General features: G+C 72.3%; 16 protein-coding genes. 6 read left to right on the top strand and 10 right to left on the bottom strand.

The window, feature by feature from the left end:
* Positions 1-24: 24 nt before the first annotated feature.
* Positions 25-1,239 carry a hypothetical protein gene (locus ABT254_RS24980; protein ID WP_351474070.1) on the bottom strand — a complete coding sequence of 405 codons (1,215 nt, stop codon included), beginning with the start codon at positions 1,237-1,239 and terminating at the stop codon, positions 25-27.
* A gap of 263 nt (positions 1,240-1,502) precedes the next feature.
* Between ABT254_RS24980 and ABT254_RS24975 the strand changes: the two genes are divergently transcribed.
* Positions 1,503-1,772, top strand: coding sequence for a hypothetical protein (locus ABT254_RS24975; protein ID WP_351474068.1), 270 nt, complete (start codon positions 1,503-1,505; stop codon positions 1,770-1,772).
* A gap of 44 nt (positions 1,773-1,816) precedes the next feature.
* Here the strand turns inward: ABT254_RS24975 and ABT254_RS24970 are convergent, their stop codons facing one another.
* The 7 genes from ABT254_RS24970 to ABT254_RS24940 form a co-directional block, all read right to left on the bottom strand.
* On the bottom strand, positions 1,817-4,861 hold the full coding sequence (locus ABT254_RS24970) for an AfsR/SARP family transcriptional regulator (RefSeq protein ID WP_351474066.1): 3,045 nt from the start codon (positions 4,859-4,861) through the stop codon (positions 1,817-1,819).
* A gap of 190 nt (positions 4,862-5,051) precedes the next feature.
* A complete protein-coding gene (locus ABT254_RS24965; protein ID WP_351474063.1) occupies positions 5,052-6,014 on the bottom strand; it encodes a formylglycine-generating enzyme family protein in 963 nt (320 codons plus the stop codon).
* Positions 6,011-7,699 carry a WD40 repeat domain-containing protein gene (locus ABT254_RS24960; RefSeq protein WP_351474062.1) on the bottom strand — a complete coding sequence of 563 codons (1,689 nt, stop codon included), beginning with the start codon at positions 7,697-7,699 and terminating at the stop codon, positions 6,011-6,013. Before ABT254_RS24960 ends, ABT254_RS24965 begins: the two co-directional genes overlap by 4 nt.
* Positions 7,696-8,382, bottom strand: a complete 687-nt coding sequence (locus tag ABT254_RS24955) for a GTP cyclohydrolase II (RefSeq protein WP_351474059.1) — start codon at positions 8,380-8,382, stop codon at positions 7,696-7,698. The genes ABT254_RS24960 and ABT254_RS24955 overlap by 4 nt, the downstream gene beginning before the upstream one ends.
* Entirely contained in the window at positions 8,379-9,635 is a 1,257-nt protein-coding gene (locus ABT254_RS24950; RefSeq protein WP_351474056.1) for an MFS transporter, read from the bottom strand. The genes ABT254_RS24955 and ABT254_RS24950 overlap by 4 nt, the downstream gene beginning before the upstream one ends.
* Positions 9,632-11,518, bottom strand: a complete 1,887-nt coding sequence (locus ABT254_RS24945) for a WD40 repeat domain-containing protein (RefSeq protein WP_351474054.1) — start codon at positions 11,516-11,518, stop codon at positions 9,632-9,634. Before ABT254_RS24945 ends, ABT254_RS24950 begins: the two co-directional genes overlap by 4 nt.
* 746 nt (positions 11,519-12,264) lie before the next feature.
* Positions 12,265-12,474, bottom strand: coding sequence for a hypothetical protein (locus ABT254_RS24940; RefSeq protein ID WP_351474051.1), 210 nt, complete (start codon positions 12,472-12,474; stop codon positions 12,265-12,267).
* Between the two features lie 108 nt (positions 12,475-12,582).
* On the opposite strand from ABT254_RS24940, the gene asnB reads away from it, so the two are divergent.
* From asnB to ABT254_RS24915, 5 genes are read left to right on the top strand one after another with little or no spacing between them, the layout of a single operon-like run.
* On the top strand, positions 12,583-14,412 hold the full coding sequence (gene asnB, locus ABT254_RS24935) for an asparagine synthase (glutamine-hydrolyzing) (RefSeq protein WP_351474048.1): 1,830 nt from the start codon (positions 12,583-12,585) through the stop codon (positions 14,410-14,412).
* Entirely contained in the window at positions 14,409-15,491 is a 1,083-nt protein-coding gene (locus ABT254_RS24930) for a PrpF domain-containing protein (RefSeq protein ID WP_351474045.1), read from the top strand. Before asnB ends, ABT254_RS24930 begins: the two co-directional genes overlap by 4 nt.
* Positions 15,470-16,621, top strand: coding sequence for an acyl-CoA dehydrogenase family protein (locus ABT254_RS24925; RefSeq protein ID WP_351474042.1), 1,152 nt, complete (start codon positions 15,470-15,472; stop codon positions 16,619-16,621). The genes ABT254_RS24930 and ABT254_RS24925 overlap by 22 nt, the downstream gene beginning before the upstream one ends.
* Entirely contained in the window at positions 16,609-17,976 is a 1,368-nt protein-coding gene (locus ABT254_RS24920) for a dihydroorotase (protein WP_351474041.1), read from the top strand. Before ABT254_RS24925 ends, ABT254_RS24920 begins: the two co-directional genes overlap by 13 nt.
* Positions 17,973-18,482, top strand: coding sequence for a flavin reductase family protein (locus ABT254_RS24915; protein ID WP_351474038.1), 510 nt, complete (start codon positions 17,973-17,975; stop codon positions 18,480-18,482). The genes ABT254_RS24920 and ABT254_RS24915 overlap by 4 nt, the downstream gene beginning before the upstream one ends.
* A gap of 71 nt (positions 18,483-18,553) precedes the next feature.
* Here the strand turns inward: ABT254_RS24915 and ABT254_RS24910 are convergent, their stop codons facing one another.
* The gene (locus tag ABT254_RS24910; RefSeq protein WP_351474036.1) at positions 18,554-19,408 is read right to left on the bottom strand and encodes a hypothetical protein; all 855 of its coding nucleotides are present in this window, start codon (positions 19,406-19,408) and stop codon (positions 18,554-18,556) included.
* Positions 19,409-19,657: 249 nt separating this feature from the next.
* Complete coding sequence (locus ABT254_RS24905) at positions 19,658-20,230, bottom strand: NADPH-dependent FMN reductase (RefSeq protein ID WP_351474033.1); 573 nt, start codon at positions 20,228-20,230, stop codon at positions 19,658-19,660.
* Positions 20,231-20,420: the final 190 nt, after the last annotated feature.

The raw sequence follows: 20,420 nt of genomic DNA, 5'->3' as shown, positions 1-20,420 counted from the left end.
GCGATCCGGCGCGGTGGGCGTCCGTCACCGGGGTCCGCGGTCCTGCTGGTGATGGGTCCGGGTGATCAGCCATGTCCCGCCGACTATCAGCAGGGCGAAGAGAGCCAGGCCTGCGCCTTGTGCGGCCAGGAGCCAGAGGCGATCGGACAGGGGGAGTTTGCCGGTGAGGGTGACCTGAAGGGATCCGACGGCGAAGGCGATGGCAGCCGTGAAGACGGCGACCACTTCGACGGCGCGGACCGAGGACGTATGCAAGGAGCGTTCCAATTGTGCGTTGGCCTCCGCCTGTTGTTCCCAGCGGATTCGCTGCTCAGCGTCTCGCAGGGCCCGTAGACGTCCTTCCTGGATCGCGTCCCGTTTCGTCAGATACTGGTTCTGCAGAGTGTCGAGGCTGGCAGTGGGACTGGCGGCGAGCAGGGCGAGAGCGGTGTCGATGCTCTCCAGCGCCGCGTCGTGCCGGCTGCACATGTGCAGCCCCGTGGCCAGCCTCGCATGGAACATGTGGTCGTCCGGATGGGCCTCGACAGCCTCCTCCGCGTACCTGCGCAGGAGATCTCCCTGCCCCTCGAAGGGAGCGGCGAACGCAATGCCGTTGAGGCAGACATCCGTCGTGTGCCGGGTCCGGCCTGCCGCGGACCAGGCCTGCTCAAGCAGCTCGGAAGCGTACGTGACGGTCAACGTCCTGCTCCCGAACGCGGCGAACGACTGAAGTGCCACGAAGACGGGTTCCTTGCGGAGGGAACCGGCAGCCACGGACGAGGGCGAAAATGTCAGGAAGGCATGCAACTCGTCGAAGCAGAAGTTCGCCCGCAATTTGCCTGCGTGGAACAGGGTGAAGAAATAGGCGATGCGCTCCGTCACGGTGTCCGGCCCGATCTCTCGCACCGCCTCCGCGAATGCATCCTCGGCCTCCATGCCGGCCCGGTTGAGGAACCCGTTGCCGAGTGCCCACTGCTCGGCGACGACGCCCCAGCTCTCGTCCCTCACGTGATCCGACATCCAACGCGCACACTCAAAGGCCGTCCTGGCCGTCGGCTGCTCCTGGAAGCGGCCACGCCAATAGCGGTCGGCACACATGAAGTAGGGGTCGGTGCGAAGGTCGGCAGAAGATATCTCGAAGAATGGTGTGATCCCTGCCGCCAGCAGCTCCGCGGCCGTCTCGTCGCAGATGCGGGCGCGCGTTCTGGAACCCGCTGCACGAGCCTCGTCGAGCCGCGCGATGACCCTTGCCGTGTTCATGCTTCCCCTCGCCCTCCGGGCCCGCGCCAGAGGTAATCACCTGAACATACCTAGATGACACGTGACTTGAGCGAAAGGGGACGCCTCCAAGGACCGTGGCTCTTCACATCACAGCCGGACCCCGATCAGCTTTCACCGACCGAGTCGTTACCCGTCGCCTTCCCTCCCGTGGGAACGACTCGGGAAGGCGCGGGGAACGCTCCCCACGAGCATCGGTGACGTCCCGAGGGCCGGGACATCACCGAAGACACAGGGGGATGAGAATGCGCACGATGATGCTGCGGACGCGGGCGGCTGCGGTGACGGTGACGGGCCTGGTGGTCCTCACCCTCGGCGCGACCACCACGGACCACATCACCCGGCATGCCCAGGCGGACGACCGCGGCCCCGGAATCGTGCCCACGACGATCGTGGCGGAGGGCCGCGGCCCCGGAATCCTGACCCGGACGGTCATGGCGCAGGGCCGCGGCCCGGGGGTCGTCGTCGTGGCGGTCCCGGCCGACGACCGCGGCCCGGGCAACGCGGGGGTCTGACAACCCGGTTGCACCAGCTTCCGCAAGCCCGGCACGGCGGGCCGTCACATGGCGCGGCCCGCCTCCGTCACGCCCATCGCGTCGTACAGTTCCTCGGCCTCCCGGCGGTGCGCCAGGGCCTCCTCGTCATCGCCCAGGGCCTCGGCCGCCTCGGACATTCCGCGCAGCGCCCGCGCCGTCTCGATGCGGTAGCCCAGGGTCGAGGCCAGGCGGTGGGCGTGACGGTGCAGTTCCATGGCCCGGCCCGGGTCGCCCCGGCGCAGATGGACCAACGCCACGACATTGGCGACCGCCGCCTGACGCAGGGGCGTGCCCCGGGCCGCGACCAGTTCCAAGGCGTGGTCCGCGTACTCGACGGCGGTCTGGTCCTGGCCGAGTCGCTGGCACAGCTGCGCCCAGTGCGCGTGGACGAAGGCCACGTTGCCGGGCTGGAGGGTCTCGTCGCACAGTTCGAGGGCCTGGGCCAGGCAGGCCCGTGCCCGCTCGTCCTCGCCGAGTCCGCGGTGGGCGAGCGCGAGCCAGGTGAGCGAGGTGATCTCATTGCCGCGCTCGCCGAGCCGCCGGTTGAGTTCGGTCGCCCGGGCGGCGTGCCGGACGGCGTCGGCGTACCGGCCGGTCCAGGTCAGCACCGAACTGAGGTTGGCCAGCGCCTCCGCCTCCATGCGCGCGACGCCGATCTCGCGGTGCAGGGCGATGCCCTGTTCGAGATAGGCGCAGGCCCGCTCGAAGTTGCCCAGGGCGCTGTGCAGGAGGCCCAGCACATCGAGGCAGAAGGCCTCCGTGGGCCGGTGCTCGGCAGTCGAGGCCAGGCGCAACGCCTCCTCGGTCACCTCGATGCCGTCCTGGAAGGCGCCGAGCCACCAGTGGGCTATCCCCAGGTTGCCGAGGCTCACCGGCAGCAGCAGCGGATCGCCGAGCACCCGCGCGGAGGCGACCGCCAGCTGGCTGATCGCCCGGAACTCCTCGTGATGGCCCCGCAGGTTGAGGTAGAACATGAAATTGCGGGTGAGGACGACCGCGTCGCGGTGCAGCCCATAGGCGCCCGCCCGCTCCACCACGGCGCGCAGCGCGTCGTACTCACGGCCGAACCAGCGCAGCGCCTGCTCGTTGGTGCCCATCCGCGGCAGCTGCCACGGCCGGTGGCCGGCACCGGCGTCGTAGCGGGCCCGTCCCGGGAAGAGCACGTCACAGGCGGCCTCGCTGGCCGTGACGTAGTACGACACCAGGCGCTGAACGGCCTGCCGGCACGCGTCCTCGTCGCCGCCCAGCGCCATCGCGTAGGTGCGCACCAGGTCGTGGAAGCTGTAGAGGCCCATCTCCGGCTGTTCCAGCAAATGGATGTCGAGGAGGTGTTCCAGGGCGTCCTCGGCCTCACGCACCCCCTCGCCGAGCAGCGCGGCGGCGGAGTGCACGTCGAGGGCGCCGCCGGGATGCTCGGCCAGCAGCCGGAAGGCGGCGCGCCGGTCTTCCTCCATCGCCTGGTACGACAGCCGCAGCGTGGCCTCCACGCTGCGTTCTCCCGCGCTGAGTTCGTGCAGGCGGCGGGTCTCGTCGGCGAGCCGGTCCACGAGGTACTGGATGGTCCAGCGAGGCCTGTTGCGCAGACGAGCGGCGGTGATCCGCAGGGCCAGCGGCAGTCCTCCGCAGAGCTGGACCAGCTGGGCCGCGGCTTCGGGCTCGGAGGCGGTGCGTTCCTGCCCGAGCGTGCGGGCCAGCAGCGCGGCGCTGTCGTCCCCGGAGAGCAGCTCCAGGGAGAGCCACTCGGCGCCGTCGAGGTCGAGCATGCGGATCCGGCTGGTGATCAGCACCAGACAGCTCTCGGAGGCCGGCAGCAGCGGCCGGACCTGGGCGGCGTCCACCGCGTTGTCGAAGACCAGCAGCAGCCGGCGCTGTGCGCAGATGTTGAGCCAGAGGGTGATCCGGCGCTCCAGCCCGTCGGGCATCCGGTCGTCGGACACACCGAGGTTGCGCAGCAGGGAGTCGATCACCGCGCCGGCCTCCTGCGGCTTCTCCCCGGGGCTGAATCCCCGCAGATCGACGAAGAGTTGCCCGTCCGGGTAGTCCTCGGCCAGCCGGTGCGCGGCGTGCACGGCGAGCGCGGTCTTGCCGCTGCCCCCCATGCCGTCGATGCCGATGATGCGGGCGGCCCCCCGCGCCGGAGTCCGGCCGGCGGCGACGATCCGCTGCAGTTCCGCCTCCCGCCCGGTGAAGTCCGGCAGGTCGTACGGCAGGGTGCGGGGCGGCTGCTCCAGCTTGGGCAGCAGGTCGTCCTGGGCGGCGGGCGCGGGAATCCCCCGGGGGGCCACCGACTGCGGTGGCCGGGGGGCGACTTCCGGGCTGTCGCGCAGAATCGCCTCGTACAGCCGGGTGAGTTCGGCGCCCGGATCGATGCCGAGCTCCTCGACGAGCAGGTCACGGACCCGGCCGAACTCCTCGAGGGCCTCCGCCTGCCGGCCCGAGCGGTACAAGGCGAGCATCAGCTGGCCCCGCAGGGTCTCGCGCAGAGGGTGCGAGGTGACCAACTCGCGTAACGGGCCCACGAGTTCTGCTGCCTCGCCGAGTTCGAGACGCAGCCCGTAGTACTGCTCGGCGACCGCCATGTGCCGCTCCTCCAGGGCGGCGGAGGCAGCGGCTATCAACGGGCCGCCGGCGCCCGCGAGGATCGGCCCGCGCCACAGGTCGAGGGCGGCGCGCAGTTCATCGGCCGCTTCGGCGATCCGCCCGGCGGCCACCGCCTCCCGGGCGAGCCGCGCGTGCAGGTTGAACAGGTGCAGGTCGAGCTGGTCCTCGTCCAGGACGATCCGGTAGCCGGTGCCGTCGGTGACGATCAGCTCGGAGCCCTGGGGGATCCGGTTGCGCAGTGTCGCCACCGCCTTGCGGACCTGGTGCGCGGCGGTCTGCGGCGGCTCGTCGTCCCAGGCGGCGGTCACCAGTCGGGACACCGGGACCATCCGGCCCGGTTCCAGCAGCAGGGTGACCAGCACACGCTCCTGCGTGGGGCTGCCCAGTTTCAGTCGCTGCTCGCCGTGCCAACCCTCCAGCGATCCCAGGATGTTGAACCTGACGGAACGATTCGGCTCCCCCGACATCACGGATCCTTCTCCCTCCCCCGTATTCCGCCCTGATTGGAGAAGATCGGAGTCATCCTAGGTCAGGGAGCGGTGACGTGTCCGGGATGTGAAACAGGACACACAGGCTCCGCGCAACCGGCGGCGGACGGACGCCGAAGACGTGGCGGAAGGCCGGCGACGGTCTGGCGCCGGCCTTCGCGGTGCGGGCTCACGGGGTCTCGGCCAGTCGGAAGCCGATCGCGTAGATGGGTTTGTCGTACCAGCCGTGCCGCCTGCGGCATCGGGTGAGATCGCCGAAGCGGGTGAAGCTCCCGCCCCGCGCCACCCGGTACGACCCCTGCGTCAGCAGCAGGTCGTCGGGCTCGGGGTCACCGCCGGGGTAGGGCCGGTAGTCGTCGGCGACGAACTCCTCGACGTTCCCGGCGACGTCGTCCAGGCCGAACGGGCTGCGACCGGCGGGATAGACGCCGACCGGAGTGGTGGTGAGCGGGCCGGCCTCCACCGTGTTCGCGCACTCGGGCCGGAACGACTCGCCCCACGGGTACTCCCGGCCGTCACCGCCGGAGGCCGCGTACTCCCACTCGGCCTCCGAGGGCAGCCGGAAGCGGCGGCCGGTGCGCCGTGACAGCCAGGCCGCGTACGCGTCGGCGGCCTCGGCCGGGACACCCCACACCGGGTGGTTGGCCTGCTCCCGGGGGTAGACGCCGAACGGCCACGACTTCGGCAGCCATGTCTCGTGCGTGTCCTCCAGGAACGCGCGGTACTCGCTGTTCGTCACCGGGTAGCGGGCGATGCGGAAGGCGGCGATGTCGACCTCGTGGACCGGGCACTCCTTCGCGATCCACTCCTCCACCACGCCGACGTGCCGCCACCGGTCGGTGACCTCGGCCACCCGCTCCGGCGCCAGGCCCACGCCGACCCGGGCGGCCGGCACGTCGATCATCTCGGGGTCGAGAACGCGGATACGCGGGTCACCGATCAGGCTCAGCACGGTGCCGGCCGCGTGCCGCCGCCGGCACGGCTCGTGCGGCGCGGTGGCGACCGCGATCAGGGTTTCGGGGGAAGCGGTCAGCAGGTCGCGGTGCGGACCTATGACCTCGCCGGAGCTGCGCTGCACGAAGGATTCGGGCAGCCCCATTGCCGCGCGGTCGCCGACCAGGTTCGGGTTCACCGGTCGCCCCCCGGGATCTCGTACACCTGCCCGTCGTAGGACCCGGCGAGGAAGACGTCGTGCCGCGGGTCGTGGCACAGCGAGGAGATGCCGGCCGTGGTCGGGCGCATCACCACCGGCCAGGTCCCGGACACGGTGTCGAAGACGGCGACCAGGCCGCTGTAGGAGCCGGTGGCGATGTACCGGCCGTCCGGTGAGGCGGCGACGCACTTCACGGAGTGGTCGTGCGGGGTGGCGTGGGCGCTTGCCGTGGAGCCGTCCCACAGGCGCAGCACCCGGTCCCGGCTGACGCTCGCGAAACGCCCGCCGGGCAGCGCCGCGCAGCCGTTGGCGATCCGGTCGTGGGCGGCGTCGACCCGCGCCACCTCGGTGAAGTCCTCGGTGGAGAACCAGGAGGCCGCCGCGTCCGCGCACACCGCGAAGACCAGGCCGTCGGAGACCGCCACGCCCTTGACCGCGCCGGTGTGCAGCGGCAGCGTCACCTCGTGCTTGACGGCGCCGTCGGGCTGGACGGAGAAGACCAGGCCCTCACCGGTGTAGGCGCCGACCACCACGTGCGGCACACCGGCACGCTCGAAGGCGGCACCGCAGTTGAGCGGCGAGCGGTGCTGGTACAGCACCTCGCCGGTGAGCGCGTCGAAGACGGTGCCCATCTGGCCGCCGCTGAAGACCCGCCCGCCGGCCGGGGTGAGGAAGTTGCACAGGCTGCCGGTCTCCGCGGACGGCACGCCGTCGGCCCACAGGATCCCGGCGTCGCCGATGGTCAACCGCCGCCCCTCGTGCACGGCGACGGCGTTCACGCCGAAAGTGGGCTCGACGTGGTCCAGGTCCCAGGTGCCGTCGGCGATGCGGTGGATCGCGTACGACGACCCGAACGTGGCGAACACCAGGGTGTCGGCGTCGAGGAAGGCGCACGAGCGAGGCCACACATCGGCCGGGAAGGCGGACGAGGCGACCGGCCGCAGCCCGTCGGTCACGTCCCACACCCGCAGCGTGCGGTCATAGCTGAGGCTCACCAGCCTGCCCTGGGCACAGTCCAGGACCAGCCGCTTGATGCCCGCCTCGTGCGCGCGGTGGACGGAGGTGCCCTCGGCGGCGAGGACGACGATCTCGCCCTCGTCGTTGCCCGCGTACACCGTGCCCTCGGGGGTGACGGCGATGGTGTCGGTCTCGACGCCGCCGAGGTCGGTGTCCGAGACCAGGCCGCCGGTGACGATGGACCAGCGCTTGATGGTGCCGTCGTCGCTGGAGGAGACCAACTCGTCGCTGTCCGCCGCCCACTCGACGGAGATGACGTCGGCGGTGTGACCGCTGAAGGTGTGCAGCAGCGTGCCGGAGAAGTCGTACACCCGTACCCGGTGGTCACGGGAGGCGGTGGCGATGAGGGGCTTGGACGGGTGGAAGGCCGACATCTCCACGTCGTCGTCCTGGTCGGACAGCACGGCCAGGAGCTTGAGGTCGGGCACCGACCACAGGCGGGCGGTGTAGTCGCTGGAGGAGGAGACCAGATGGCGGCCGTCGGGGCTGAAGGACACCTGGTTGGCGAGATGGTCGTGGACGGCTCGGGCGAGCGCCCGGCGAGTGCGTACGTCCCACAGGACGAGCTGGTTGTCGTAGCCGGCGGTGGCCACGAACCTGCCGTCGTGGGCCGCGACTCCGCTGATGGGACCGTTGTGGCGGATCACAGGACAGACACCTCCAGGTCGTCGGTACGGGGTGCGGACGCGGTGGACAGGGCGTCCGGGACGAGCAGGGTGTGGCCGCCGTGCCGGACCTTCGCGTCGAGGTAGCGGCCGTTCTCGTCGGTCAGGTAGACCCCTGTCGGCACCATCGCGGCCACCTCGATGCCGAGGCTCGCCAACTGCGCGGCCTTCTCAGGGTTGTTGGTCAGCAGTCGGATACGGGTCAGGCCGAGGGCGCGCAGCATCTCGGCGGCCGCCGTGTAGTCGCGCTCGTCCTCGCCGCGGCCCAGCAGCCGGTTGGCCTCGAAGGTGTCGCTGCCGCGGTCCTGCAGGACGTACGCGTCGAGCTTGTTGTACAGACCGATGCCGCGCCCCTCCTGGCGCAGGTACAGCACGGCCCCGCCCTCGCGGGCGATCCGCCTGAGCGCCTCTTCCAGCTGGGGGCCGCAGTCGCAGCGCGCGGAGCCGAACACGTCGCCGGTCAGGCACTCGCTGTGCAGCCGGACCAGGGGCACCTCGCCGCGGGGGGCGGGGACGACCACGGCCATGTGCTCCTCGCGGTCCGGCAGACCGGTGAAGGTGACCAGGTCGGCGCGGCGGTGCCCGGCCCGCTGCAAGGTGACCGGGACGCGGGCGCGGATGGCCGTCCGGCCCAGGTCGTTACTGTCGTTGCTGCCGTCGTTCATGCCGAGACGGTCTCCTCTCGGGACGAGGTGTGCGGTGCGGAAGGCGCCCACTGCTGCCAGGTCCGCCACAGCCACAGCAGGCCGGCGAGCTGAAGGCAGCCGAAGGCGAGGAAGGTGGCGGCCGCGCCGAGCACGTCGGCGAGGGCGGGGACGACGAGCGGCCCGGCGAGGATCGGCAGGCCGAGGGCCAGGTCGACGATGCCGCCGACCCGCCCCAGCGCGTCGGCGGGCACGAACTTGAAGACCATCAGGTCGCTCGCCACACCCAGCGCGGACTGGAAGCCGAACATCACGACCATCGCGGTCACGAACACCTGCACCGAGCCGGACGCCATCGTCAGCAGCGCCACGCCCATGCCGACGGTGCCGGTGAGGACGATCGCGCGGAACGGGAAGGTCCTGCGCTCGGAGACCAGGACGGTGCCGAGGACGCCGGAGATCCGTACGGCCACCAGGACCAGGCCCACCGTGCGCGGCGAGAGGTCCCAGTCGTGCTGGAGCCGGAACAGCGACAGGGTCATCGTGCCGGTCGTGCCGACCAGCAGCATCGGCACGAAGACCAGCATGGCGTGCAGCAGCACGGGCGTCGCCCACACCACGCGCAGACCCTCCGCCAGTCCCCGCACCACCCCGCCGCCGGCCTCGGCGGGCTGCTGCCGGGGCGGGTGGATGCCCATCAGCCACACGGCGATCGGAGCGAAGAAGGTGACGACGTTGAACCACAGCAGCCCGGTGTAACCGACCCACAGCAGCGCGGAGCTGACGAGCAGCGGGCCGACCACGTTGGTGACGGTGTAGAGGCTGCCGAGGCTGGCCCGGGAGCGCACCGGGTTGTCCGGGAACATGTGCGCCACCCCGGTCATCCAGCCCATCCGGTAGGCGGCGCCGCCGATCTGCACCAGGGCGCCGAAGACGAAGAGCGGCCACACCGGGGCGTGGGCGGCGAGTCCGGTCAGGTTCAGCGCGATCGCCGCCGCGGCCTGCACGAACAGCCCCGGTACCACCAGGACTCGCGCGCCGTGCCGGTCGACGATCGCCCCGAGCACCGGTGCCAGCAGCAGCGTGGCCGGGGTGAGGACGGCCAGCAGTGACATGACGGTGAGCGAACCGGTGCGTTCGTACACGAACAGCGGGAGCGCGACGGTGTAGACGGCCTCGCCGATGTTGTTGACGACATTGCCGGCGGCGAAGATCCGGAACCTCCGGTCCCGCCAGGGCGCCGGCTCGGACTGCGCGGCGGCGGGGGTGCTCACGGCGTGGTCCTCTGTCGGGGCAGGAGCAGGTCGCGTACCCGGGTCAGCGTCGCCTTGCGGTCCTCGCCGGCCGGACGGAAGAGTCGGATCCAGCCGCCCCGGCCGCCGGCGAGCAGCACGTACTCGTCGCCGAAGGGCACGGCGGCGAGCGCCTTGGCGAAGTCGGGCAGGTCCTCGACGAGAGCGGTGATCTCGGTGGACTCACGGTCGTACGCGGCCAGTTGGGCGCCGTAGGAGACCGCGTAGACGGTGTCGGCCAGCAGGACGCCGTTCTCCACGGTGTTGTCGAGGAGTTCGGTCCAGCGGTGGGTGACCTCGCCGTCGGCCACGGTGAGGCGCTTGACGCCGTTCTCACCGCTGATGACCAGGGAGCCGGGGCCGTCGGCCCACATCCGCTTGGGGTACTCCTCGGTGTCGAACTCCCTCAGCACCTCGTCGCCCTCGGCCGCGTAGACCCTGACCAGTCCGGTGCTGGAGGCGATGACCCGCTCGCCGGTCGGCAGGTAGCAGCCCGCCCAGGCGGAGGCCCGGCCGATGTCCAGCCGTGCGATCAACTCGCCGGTCTCCGCGTCGAGTTCGTCGACGCCGTCGTTGTGGCAGGCGAGCAGGCGGGTGTGGTCCGGGGAGCCGGCGACGGTGTGCGCCAGGGCGTCGAGGCGGTGGCGCCACAGCACCGTGCCGTCCCGGTCGGCGCGGAACACCCACTGGTCGCGGGTGACACCGGCCCAGCCGCCCGGCAGCGGCACCACGCGTCGGGTGAAGCCCATGCCGTGGGTGTGGTGGGCGCGCAGGTCGAGAAGCGGCTCGCCGAGGCCGTCGGCGACGACGGAGAGGACCGCGACACCGTCGTCGGTGGCCGCGTACAGCTCGTCCGGGTCGTCCACGGAGGGCTGGATGTCCCACACGCACTGGCGCCGGAAGGGGGCGCGGGCCAGGGTCCGGGTGCCGTCGGCGGTCAGCCGGCGGATGTCGCCGTCCTGGGTGAGGGTGTAGATCGTGCCGTCGTCGCCGACGGCGAAGTCGGTCAGCTGGTGGGAGAAGCCGCTGACGGTGGACGCCACCTTCAGCTCCGGGGTGCTGTTGTCCAGCAGGTGCAGCACGCCGTCGAAGCCGCCGACGTACACGGTGCGGTGGTCCGGGGAGAAGGCCAGGAACTCCACGTCGTCGCGGGCGAGCAGCAGCTGGCCGGTGACCTTGCCGCGGGCGTCCAGCGTCAGCACGCCGTTGGCGATGTTGTTGTTCTCGTCGACGCCGTCGTCCTGGGTGGCCCAGAACCGGTCGTGCAGCGGGTCGTAGAGGATTCGGTGGATGTTGCCGCCGTCGGCCTGGACGACGGTCGGGAAGTCCAGCGTCTCCAGGTCGCCGAGGAAGACCCGGCCGGCCTTGTCGGAGGCCGCGTCGACCTCCGGGTGGTCCTGGCAGAACCACTCCAGCGGGACGTGCCCCGCGAAGTTCGGCTCGATCCGCTCGACGGCGAAGGTCTCGAGGTCCAGGACGGCCATCTGGCGGTAGCCGTTGTTCACGTAGACCTTGCCCTTGTGCACGGTGATGCCGCGGCTCATCACCGGTGAGGGCTCCTCGCCCTCGAGCAGTTCGGTGCGGTTCGCGGTGTGGTCGGCGTCCAGCACGTCGACCAGTTCGAGGGTGTCCAGACGCCAGCGCAGCAGGGTGCCGCGCTTGTCGCGGCCCACCACCCAGTCGCCGGCCGCGGTCACCGTGTACACCGGGGCGTGGCCCGCGGCGACACTGCCCGTCGGGGCGGCGGAGGACCTGATGACGTGCAGGTCCTCGTCGAGCAGGTGGATGCGGCCCGTGACGTCGGCGGCCAGCAGCCCGGCTTCCGGTACGTGCGCGATGCGTACGACGCGGTCGGTCAACTCCATTTCAGGCTCCTGAGGGGGGTGTGCGGAAAAGGGCGGTGGCGGGCACCGCGCAGAGGCTGTGCCCGCCACAGAGAAGGGGCCTTGCTTACGAGAGCACGGCCTTGCGGGAGCTGACTCCCCGGCGAACCGGCTTGCGGATCATGGCTGTTCCTCCTTTCCGGGGGTTGTCGCGGCGGGGGAGTGGGGCCGTCAGGCGGACACGGCCTTGCGGGAGCTGACGCCCCGGCGAACCGGCTTGCGGATCATGGCTGTTCCTCCTCTCGCGGGTTCGTCCCTGCCGCCGTCTTCCGGCGACACCCCGAAGGTGCCGCCCCGTCTTCCCGAACCGGTCCCGGTAGGTTCCCGGCCGGTACCGGCCGACCGCCCTGTGGCGGGAGCGGGTTGGGACATCACGGGTACGGACTCCCACCACGCTCGTCACGAACACGACATGCGACCCGCATGTGAGTACGAGCCAGGAGCCACCCATGACAACAACGCGGACGACGACGTACCTGGGCGGCGCCCGGATCGTCCGCACCGGCGAGACCTGGAGCCCGCCCCACACCGTGCAGGAGGAGAACACCGCGGTCGTCTTCGCGGGCTCGGGCAGGCTCATCGTGGACGGCGTGAGCCGCCCGCCCGGCCCGCCTCGGCCGCGTATGCGCCGACCGGCCGGGCGCCCCGGCCCTCAGAGCCTGTGTCGAGACAACCCGACCGCGGGGCTTCGCCGGCACCGGACGGGTCGCCCCCCGAGGGCCGCCGGGTCACGTTGAACCTCGTCGTATCCGGCCCGGCTCCGGCGGTTGCCGAGGTGCCTGCACGGCGGCGTCCAGCATCCCGGCGAGACGTTCCACGTTCGTCTGCACCCGGACTCCGACCAGGCGTTCGCCTTCACCGCCTTCGAGGGCATCGGCCGGACGTACCGCGTCGACCGCCGGGCCGACGTCGCCGCCGGCGACGTGCGGCGCCCGCACCCCGCACACCGGCCCCGCAGCCCGCCGGTCGTCACCTGCGGTGGCCCCCTCCCTTCGATCCCGCCCCTTACGACGCCGCCGGCGTCCCCAGTGAGGTGATCTGACGTCATGTGCCGTATCTACGGAACCTTCAACGCCCGTACCGCGCACCGTGAACTGCGCACGGTGGCCGCCCTGCTGCACCATGGCGGCCCCGACGCCCAGTCGTTCAGGGCCGGCACCCGGGCCACCCACCCCGAGTGGGCCCTCGGGAACAACCGGCTGTCCATCATGGACCCCGAGGGCGGCGACCAGCCGTACCACCTCGACGGCGTCACCGTCGTCTTCAACGGCGAGCTGTACAACCACGACGAACTACGCGACCGTCTCACCCGGCACGGGTTCACCTTCACCGACCGCTGCGACGGCTCCGTCCTGCCCGCCCTCTACCACCTCTACGGCGACCGCTTCCCCGAGCACCTGGACGGCATGTACTCCGTCGCCGTCATGGACCTGCGCGACGAGCCCAGACTGGTCATCGCCACCGACGAGTCGGGCATGAAGCCGCTGTACCACACCTGGGACGCGGCCACCGGGCGCTTCCGGTTCGCCTCCGAGATCCCCGCACTGCTCGCCTTCGCCGACGTCACCGCCCACGAGGACCCCTTCGGCCTGGACGCCTACCTGACGCTGAAGACGCCGTTCGGCGAGCGGACCATGTTCGAGGGCATCGACGTGCTGCCGCCCGCCGCGACGCTCGTCGTCACCCGCGAGCAGGGACCCCGGCTGCACGTCCGTACCGCCTCCCGGCCCGCCGAACCGCACGACCGCACCCTCGACGAGACCGGTGCCGAACTCCGTGCCCTGCTCACCCGCGAGGTCTCCCGGCTGCTGGTCGCCGACGCCCCGGTGGCCGCGATCACCTCCGGCGGCCTGGACTCCAGCCTGGTCACCGCCCTGGCCGCCCGCGCCCACACCGGACTGCACAGCTTCAACATCGCCTACGCCGGCGACTGGCCCTTCGACGAGCGGGCCTACGCCGCCGAGGTCGCCCGAGCCGCGGGGACCATCCACCACCAGGTGGAGATCGACCCGGCAAGATTCCCGGAGCTGCTGTCGGACGTCGTCTGGCACCTCGGCCAGCCCAACGCCGACCCGATCACGCTGAGCACCTTCTCCCTGTTCCGCGCCGTGCGCGACGCGGGCTTCAAGGTGGCCCTGACCGGCGACGCGGCCGACGAACTCTTCGGCGGCTACGCCCGCATGACCCAGGCGGTCACCGCGCCCTGCGGCCCCGACTGGGTCGGCACCTACCTCGACCACCTCGCCGCTGTCCCCGCCGCGCTGCGTGCCCGGCTCTACACCGACGCCTATGCCACCGCCGTCGCCGACCGGGGCCCCGCGCTCCCGGACGACCTGCTCACCACCCTCCGGCACGGCCCCGGCACCCGGCTGCAGCGGCTGTGCGCGGTCGAGCAGCGCTACCGGCTGCCCGCCTACCACCTGCGCCGGGTCGACCACCTCAGCATGGCCAGCTCGGTGGAGGTACGGCTGCCGTTCTGCCAGCCCTCGGTCGTGCGCTACGCCACCACCCTGGCCGACGAGCACCGCATCACCCGCGGCGGAGTCAAGCGCGCCCTGTACGCGGCGGCCGGTGGCCTGGTCCCCGACAGCGTGCTGAACCGGCCCAAGCAGCCCTTCACCCTGCCGATCACCGCCATGCTCCAGCCCGGCTCCGCCCTGTGGGACCTGGCCCGCGACACCCTCGCGCCCGCCGGTCTGCGCGCCGACGGCCGGCTGCGGCCGGAAGCGGTCGAGGGCCTGTTCGCCGAGCAGGCGGCCCACCCGTCCGACCAGGCCTCCCTCGCCCTGTGGTCCCTGATGACCCACCAGATGTGGCGGAACCAGTTCTTCGGCGGCTCCCCCATATCCGCCCCGGCAGCGCAGGAGGCACGGTGAACGCCACGATCACCCGAGCCCGCACGGCCCACCTGGTGCGCGCCGAGGGCGCGCCGTGCCCCACTCTGGTCGTCGACGCCGGACGACTCCCGGACAGCGAGGACGGGTTGCTGGAGGGCCTGGCGCGCACACGCGGCGGGCTCGACACCGAGACCCGGCGGACCGTACTGAAGAACGCCGTCGTCCGTCCCTCCGCCCACCCGCTGTTCGACCTCGACTACTACTTCGTACAGACGCTTCCCGGCTCCCCCGAGCGCTTCGACACCCGCGGATCCTGCGGCCACTCGATCCTCGCCGCCGTCGAGGCCGCTGCCCGGGACGGGATGGTCCCGCCCCTGGAGCCCGGCCGGCGCATCCGGGTCAACGTGCTCAACAACGGTGACCACGTGGTCTGCGAGGTCGACGAGACCGCCCCGGGCCGCACCCGGTTCACCGCCCACTTCCTGTGCACCCCGGCCCGCCCGGTCGGTGACCTGCTGATCACCGGCGATCCGGTGACCACCGCCCGGGTCGACGGCCGGCAGGTCCCGGTGTCGCTGGTCGACATGGGCAATCCGTACGTCTTCGTCGGCGCCGGCGACCTCGGCGTGCGCGATGTGCGGGAGCTGTTCGCCGCCGGGGACGAACTGTTCGGCCTGCTGGGCAGGGTCCGGCTGGCGGTGTGCGACCGCATGGGCTGGGACCCCTCGGGCGCGTTCCCCAAGATCGCCGCCCTGCTGCCCGCCCCGGACGGCGAACTCGCGGTCCGCGCGGTGTCCGTGCCCTCCTGGCACCCCACCCTCGCCCTGACCGGCGCGATCTGCCTCGGCACCGCGGTGGGCATCGAGGGCACCCTGCCCTGGCAGCTGGCCCGGGCCGCCGGACACGAGGCCGGACTGGTCCGGCTGCGCACCCCGGGCGGCCCGCTGCGCGTACGGGCCAGGATCACCGGCCCGGCCGACACGCCCCGCCTCGGCTGGGTCTCGGTCGCCGACAAGTACGTCAGCTACGAGACCACCGTGGCGTCCCCTCTCGACTCCCTCAGCACCCCCGCCCCTTCACCCTCCAAGGACACGTCATGCCTGTCACTGCCCCTGTAGACCCGGCCGCGGCCGCCCGGCCGCTCTCCGCCGACCTCACCGACGGCCTCGCCGAACTGGCGCGCTCCGCCGAGGAGGCCGACCGCACCGGCGAGCCCGATCACGCCGCGGTGGCGGTGCTGCGCCGCACCGGGCTGCTCGGCCTTGCCGTACCCCGCCGGTTCGGCGGGGCGGGCGCCGACGCGGTGGAACTCAACCGGCGGGTGGCCCAGGTGGCCGAGGTCAACGCCTCCGCCGCGATCATGCTGTTCCAGCACTACGCCGTCACCAGCCGCATCGTGGAGCAGGGCACCGAGTCCCAGCACGGCGAGCTGCTCGCGAAGCTCGCCTCCGGCGAGTGGCTGGCCGCGTCCGCGTGGAGCGAGACCGGTGCCGGCGCCAACAAGAAGAACCTGTCCACCAGGGCCCGTCGTCTGCCCGACGGCGACTGGCTGCTGGACGGCGCGAAGTCCTTCACCACCAGCGCCGGCATCGCCGACGTGTACCTCGTCCTCGCCCAGACCGGCGACCCCGAGGACCCCGCCACCGCCGACACCGGATACGGCGCGGCAGGCCAGACCTTCTACCTCGTCCGCGCCGGCAACCCGGGCATCAGGCCGGACACCTCGCTGCGGCTGACCGGGATGCGCGGCTCGGCCACCGGGTTCGTCTCGCTGCACGACTGCCGGGTGCCGGACACCGACCGGCTCGGCCCGGTCGGCGCCGCCGCCTCGATCATCGCGCGGGTGCGGGAGAGCGGTGCCACGCTCGGCGCGGTCGCGGTCGGCCTCGCCCAGGCGGCCCTGGACGCCGCCAGTGACCAGGCCGCCCGCCGCGGGCTGCTGGCCCAGCAGTCGGTACGGCACCGGCTGGTCGACCTCGCCACCCGAGTCGAGGCGGCCCGTGCGGTGGTGGAGCGCGCCGGGCGCCGGGACGCGCCCGACCCCGGCATGGCGACGCTGCACTCCAAGCTCTTCGCCTCGGTCTGCGCCGAGGAGGTGTGCGCGGAGGCCGCGCGGATGCTGGGCTCCGCCGGCTTCATCGAGACCCACCCCGTCAACCGCCACGGCCGCGACGCCCGTGCCGTGGCCCTCATGGGACCGACCAACGATCTGTGCAGGGAACTGGTGAGCATGTCATGGAACAGCTGATCGTCGAGGGCGGCCGCCTGGTCACCCCTGAAGGCGTACGCGCGGGCACGGTCGTCGTCCGCGACGGCAAGGTCGCCGCCCTGCTCGGGCCGGACGCGCCGCTGCCCGAAGGACCGCGCCTGGACGCCACGGGCCGGTACGTCCTGCCGGGCCTGATCGACTCCCACGTGCACTTCCGCACGCCGGGCCTGGAGTACAAGGAGGACTGGGAGCACGGGAGCGCCGCGGCGCTGGCGGGGGGCGTCACGACGGTGATGGACATGCCGAACACGCGCCCGCCAGGCCTGGACGAGGACGCCCTGCGGGCCAAGGCGGAGCTGGTGGCGGGCCACGCGGGGGTGGACCATCGCTTCCACATCGGCGCCGACCCGGCCCACCCGGGCCTGCTGGCCACCCTGGATCCCGAAGTGGCCACGTCCGCCAAGGTGTTCATGGCGGGCCACCACACGGCCCCGGTCGTCTTCCGGGACCGCGCGCAGCTGGACGCCGCCTTCGCGGCCGCTGCCCGCGGCGGCGTGCGGCTGGTCCTGCACGCCGAGGACCAGCACGTCTTCGACCTGCTCGACTCCTGGCGCGGTGACCCGCACTCCTACGCCGAGTACGAGCCGCACCGGCCCCGCTCGGGCGCCATCGTGGCGGTGGCCCAGGTCGTGGAGCTGGTCCGCCGCCACGGCACCGCCGCCCATGTGCTGCACACCTCGTCGGCGGAGGAGATCGACCTGCTGGTGGCCGCCGCCCGCGAAGGACTGCCGGTCACCTTCGAGGTCACCGGCCACCACCTCTCCTTCACCCATGCCGACACCAGCCGCCGGGGCCCGCGCACCCGGCTGTCGCCCGCGATCCGGGGCGAGGCCGACCGGGAACGCCTGTGGCAGGCCGTCCTGAGCGGCGAGGCGGCCACCGCCGGAAGCGACCACGCCCCGCACACGATCGAGGAGAAGAACCGTCCGCCGGCCGACGCCCCGCCCGGACTGCCCGGCGTGCAGGAGCTGGCGGTGGCGATCTGGACGGGGCTGCGCGCCCGCGGCGTACCCGCCGACGAGGCGGCCCGCCATCTCGCGCGACTCATGGGCAGCGGCCCGGCGGCCCTCTTCGAGCTGCCCGGCAAGGGCCGCCTGGAGCCCGGCGCCGACGCCGACCTGGTGGTCTTCGACCCGGCCGAGCGGTGGCAGATGTCCGCCGCCGACGTGCGCTCCAAATGCGGCTGGTCCGCGTACGAGGGCTGGACCTTCACCGGCCGGGTGATCACGACGGTACGGGCGGGCCGGATCGCCTGGGACGTCCGCACCGGTCTGCACACCCCTGCGGACGGCCGCTGGCTGCCGACCGCCCGACGCCTGGAGGCGCTTCGATGAGCACCCGTCTGCTGACACCGCGCCCGGCCGTCCGGGAGTCCGTCGACCCGGCGGTCTTCCGCTCCGCGATGGCCGCTCTGGCGGCCCCGGTAACGGTGGTGACCTGCTACGACGACCTCGGCGTCCCACGCGGGATGACCGTCAGCGCGGCCTGCTCGCTGTCCCTGGACCCGCCGCTGTTCCTCGTCTGCCTGGACCACCGCGCCGGCTCGCACGACGCCCTGGTGTCCGCGCCGTTCTTCTGCGTGCACGTCCTGGGCCCCGGTGACGAGGACCTCGCGATGCGGTTCGCGGGCCCCGCGGACCGCCGGTTCACGCACACGCCCCTGCTGCCGGACCCGGCTCCGGCGCCCGCGCTGGCGGCCGGAGTGCGCCTGACCTGCGAGCGGTACGCGGTCCGTGACGGTGGCGACCACTCCATCCTCATCGGCAGGGTCATCGAGGTCGACGCCTGCGAGGGTTCCCGTGGCGGCCTCGTGTGGCACCAGCGCGCCTTCGCGTCCTGACCCTCTTCGCCCGCCATAAGCCGAATGCCCCGGTGACCGGTCTCCGGGGCATTCGGCGTTCTCGCGGCGGATCAGCCGGCCAACCGCTGGACGTGGCGGGCGCGTTCGTGGGCTTCCTGCGGCGAGTCGGCGTCCAGGACGACATGACCGCCCCGCCCGCCCTCGCCCGCGACGACGTGACGTACATACGGCAACGTGCGCACCTTTTCCCGCCCGGGGTCCGGGAGCCCGACGGAGGCCGCGAACCGCAGTGCCCGTACCGCCGCGACATCCCGCCCGGCGAGCACCTCGAAGGAGTCGGCCACCAGGTCGCGTTCCGTGGCCGTCAGCACCAGGCGTGGAACCGGTTCCTCGGCGACGACGGCCCAGCAGCCGGTGGTCACCGGCCCGCGCGGGGTGAGGACGACGAGGGTGTGCGCGGGCCCGTACTGGTAGTCGGCCAGGTCGAGCAGCGAGGTGACGACCGACCGCAGCGTGGCGGCGGTGTCCCCGGCCAACGGCGCGGGATGCAGCAGGCCGTACGACGTCTCGGCGGTGATGCCGACCGTGTGGTGCATGCCGTGCACGCTGAGCGTGTCGACCAGGTACCGGTCCCCGGCCGGGTCCTCGGCGGCTCCCGGGGGGCACAGGCCGTTGTCGCGCACCAGTCGCCGGAGGGCGTCCGGATCCGCCAACTGCCGTACGGCGATGGTCGGGTTGACGTACACGCCGGCCTGGGCGGCCGTGTCGAGGGCGTCCTTGAGCGCGGCCTCGTCGCGGAAGTCGGCGACCAGTAACCGCTCGGAGAGGACGGTGAGTTCCTCGGGGGGACATCCGCGGACGTCACACAGGGACCAGACCTGGAATCCGGCCGATGCGGCCGCCCGCACGAGCGGGACGGACGGGCCGGCGATCAGGATCCGGCAGTGACTTGGTGGAGTGTTCATGGCGGTCAAGGCCTTCGGAGGAGGGCTTTCGGCGGAAGGGTGTCGGGCGGAGCAGGGGAACGACAAGAGCGGCGGCAACGACGGAACGGCCGGGCCCGGACGACGGATTCGCCGTCCGGGCCCGGCCGTGAACCGCTACCACGATCGTGTCCCAAGGGTGCGGTACGAGCAATGCGGAGGGTGGCGGCCCAGGGCTGGACGCATGGCTCTCGCGGGGGTGCGGGGGTGGCGCCGAGGGCACGTGGAAGGTCAGGCGGCGAGGGAGGGCTCGGCCTCACGGGCGGCGGCCAGCGCGGCCCTCAGCAGGCCTTCCAGCGCGTCGAGAGTCGCGGGGTCCTCGAACTCCCCGCCCTCGGTGAGCAGTTCCTCTGCGTTGGCCACCGCGACGGGCGGGTGGTCCACCACCAGCGCTCCGGCGTGCCCCAGGACCTCCACGAGCCCCGGCTGCGCGTCCACGGCCCCGCGCGGACCGGGCGAGGCACTGGTGACGGCCACGATCCGCCCGTCCAGGCAGCTCTCGCCGTACGGCCGCGACAGCCAGTCCAGCGCGTTCTTGAGAACGCCCGGCGCGGCGCCGTTGTACGACGGGGTGCTGATCACCAGGACGTCCGCGGCGGCCACCCGGTTGCGCATCCGCAGCACGGCCTCGGAACCGTTGGCCGCGTCCATGTCCTGGTCGTAGAAGGGCAGTTCCGCCGGATGGACGACGGTGGTACGGACCCCGTCGAAGCGCGCGTCGACGAGACGGCGCAGCGTGGCGACGACCGCGGAGTTGTACGAGCCGTCGCGAATGCTGCCGGACATGAGGACGATCTCGGTCATGGCAGTGACTTCTCCTTCACCTGAGGCTTCCCGGCCAGGCTAGGAGCGCCCGTTCCCGATCCGTTCCCGGTGCCGTACCTGCCGGAACACCGTTCCGGCCGGGCGTTCCCCACCCTGTCCTTCGATGCCGGTCGGGACCGGCGTCCGAGGGGAACCGTGCGGGATCCGATCGGGACGGACACGGGAGCAG

It is taken from the genome of Streptomyces sp. NPDC001137, from assembly GCF_040298885.1.
GTDB lineage: Bacteria > Actinomycetota > Actinomycetes > Streptomycetales > Streptomycetaceae > Streptomyces.
The sequence above is the reverse complement of the archived record's forward strand: the minus strand, read 5'-3'. Positions and strand labels throughout refer to the sequence as shown.

Bases quoted from the DNA above. Each gene is read 5' to 3' on its own strand.
- ABT254_RS24980 (WP_351474070.1), bottom strand. From the start codon at position 1,239: ATGAACACGGCAAGGGTCATCGCGCGGCTCGACGAGGCTCGTGCAGCG.
- ABT254_RS24975 (WP_351474068.1), top strand. From the start codon at position 1,503: ATGCGCACGATGATGCTGCGGACGCGGGCGGCTGCGGTGACGGTGACG.
- ABT254_RS24970 (WP_351474066.1), bottom strand. From the start codon at position 4,861: ATGTCGGGGGAGCCGAATCGTTCCGTCAGGTTCAACATCCTGGGATCG.
- ABT254_RS24955 (WP_351474059.1), bottom strand. From the start codon at position 8,382: ATGAACGACGGCAGCAACGACAGTAACGACCTGGGCCGGACGGCCATC.
- ABT254_RS24945 (WP_351474054.1), bottom strand. From the start codon at position 11,518: ATGGAGTTGACCGACCGCGTCGTACGCATCGCGCACGTACCGGAAGCC.
- asnB (WP_351474048.1), top strand. From the start codon at position 12,583: ATGTGCCGTATCTACGGAACCTTCAACGCCCGTACCGCGCACCGTGAA.
- ABT254_RS24925 (WP_351474042.1), top strand. From the start codon at position 15,470: ATGCCTGTCACTGCCCCTGTAGACCCGGCCGCGGCCGCCCGGCCGCTC.
- ABT254_RS24920 (WP_351474041.1), top strand. From the start codon at position 16,609: ATGGAACAGCTGATCGTCGAGGGCGGCCGCCTGGTCACCCCTGAAGGC.
- ABT254_RS24915 (WP_351474038.1), top strand. From the start codon at position 17,973: ATGAGCACCCGTCTGCTGACACCGCGCCCGGCCGTCCGGGAGTCCGTC.
- ABT254_RS24910 (WP_351474036.1), bottom strand. From the start codon at position 19,408: ATGAACACTCCACCAAGTCACTGCCGGATCCTGATCGCCGGCCCGTCC.
- ABT254_RS24905 (WP_351474033.1), bottom strand. From the start codon at position 20,230: ATGACCGAGATCGTCCTCATGTCCGGCAGCATTCGCGACGGCTCGTAC.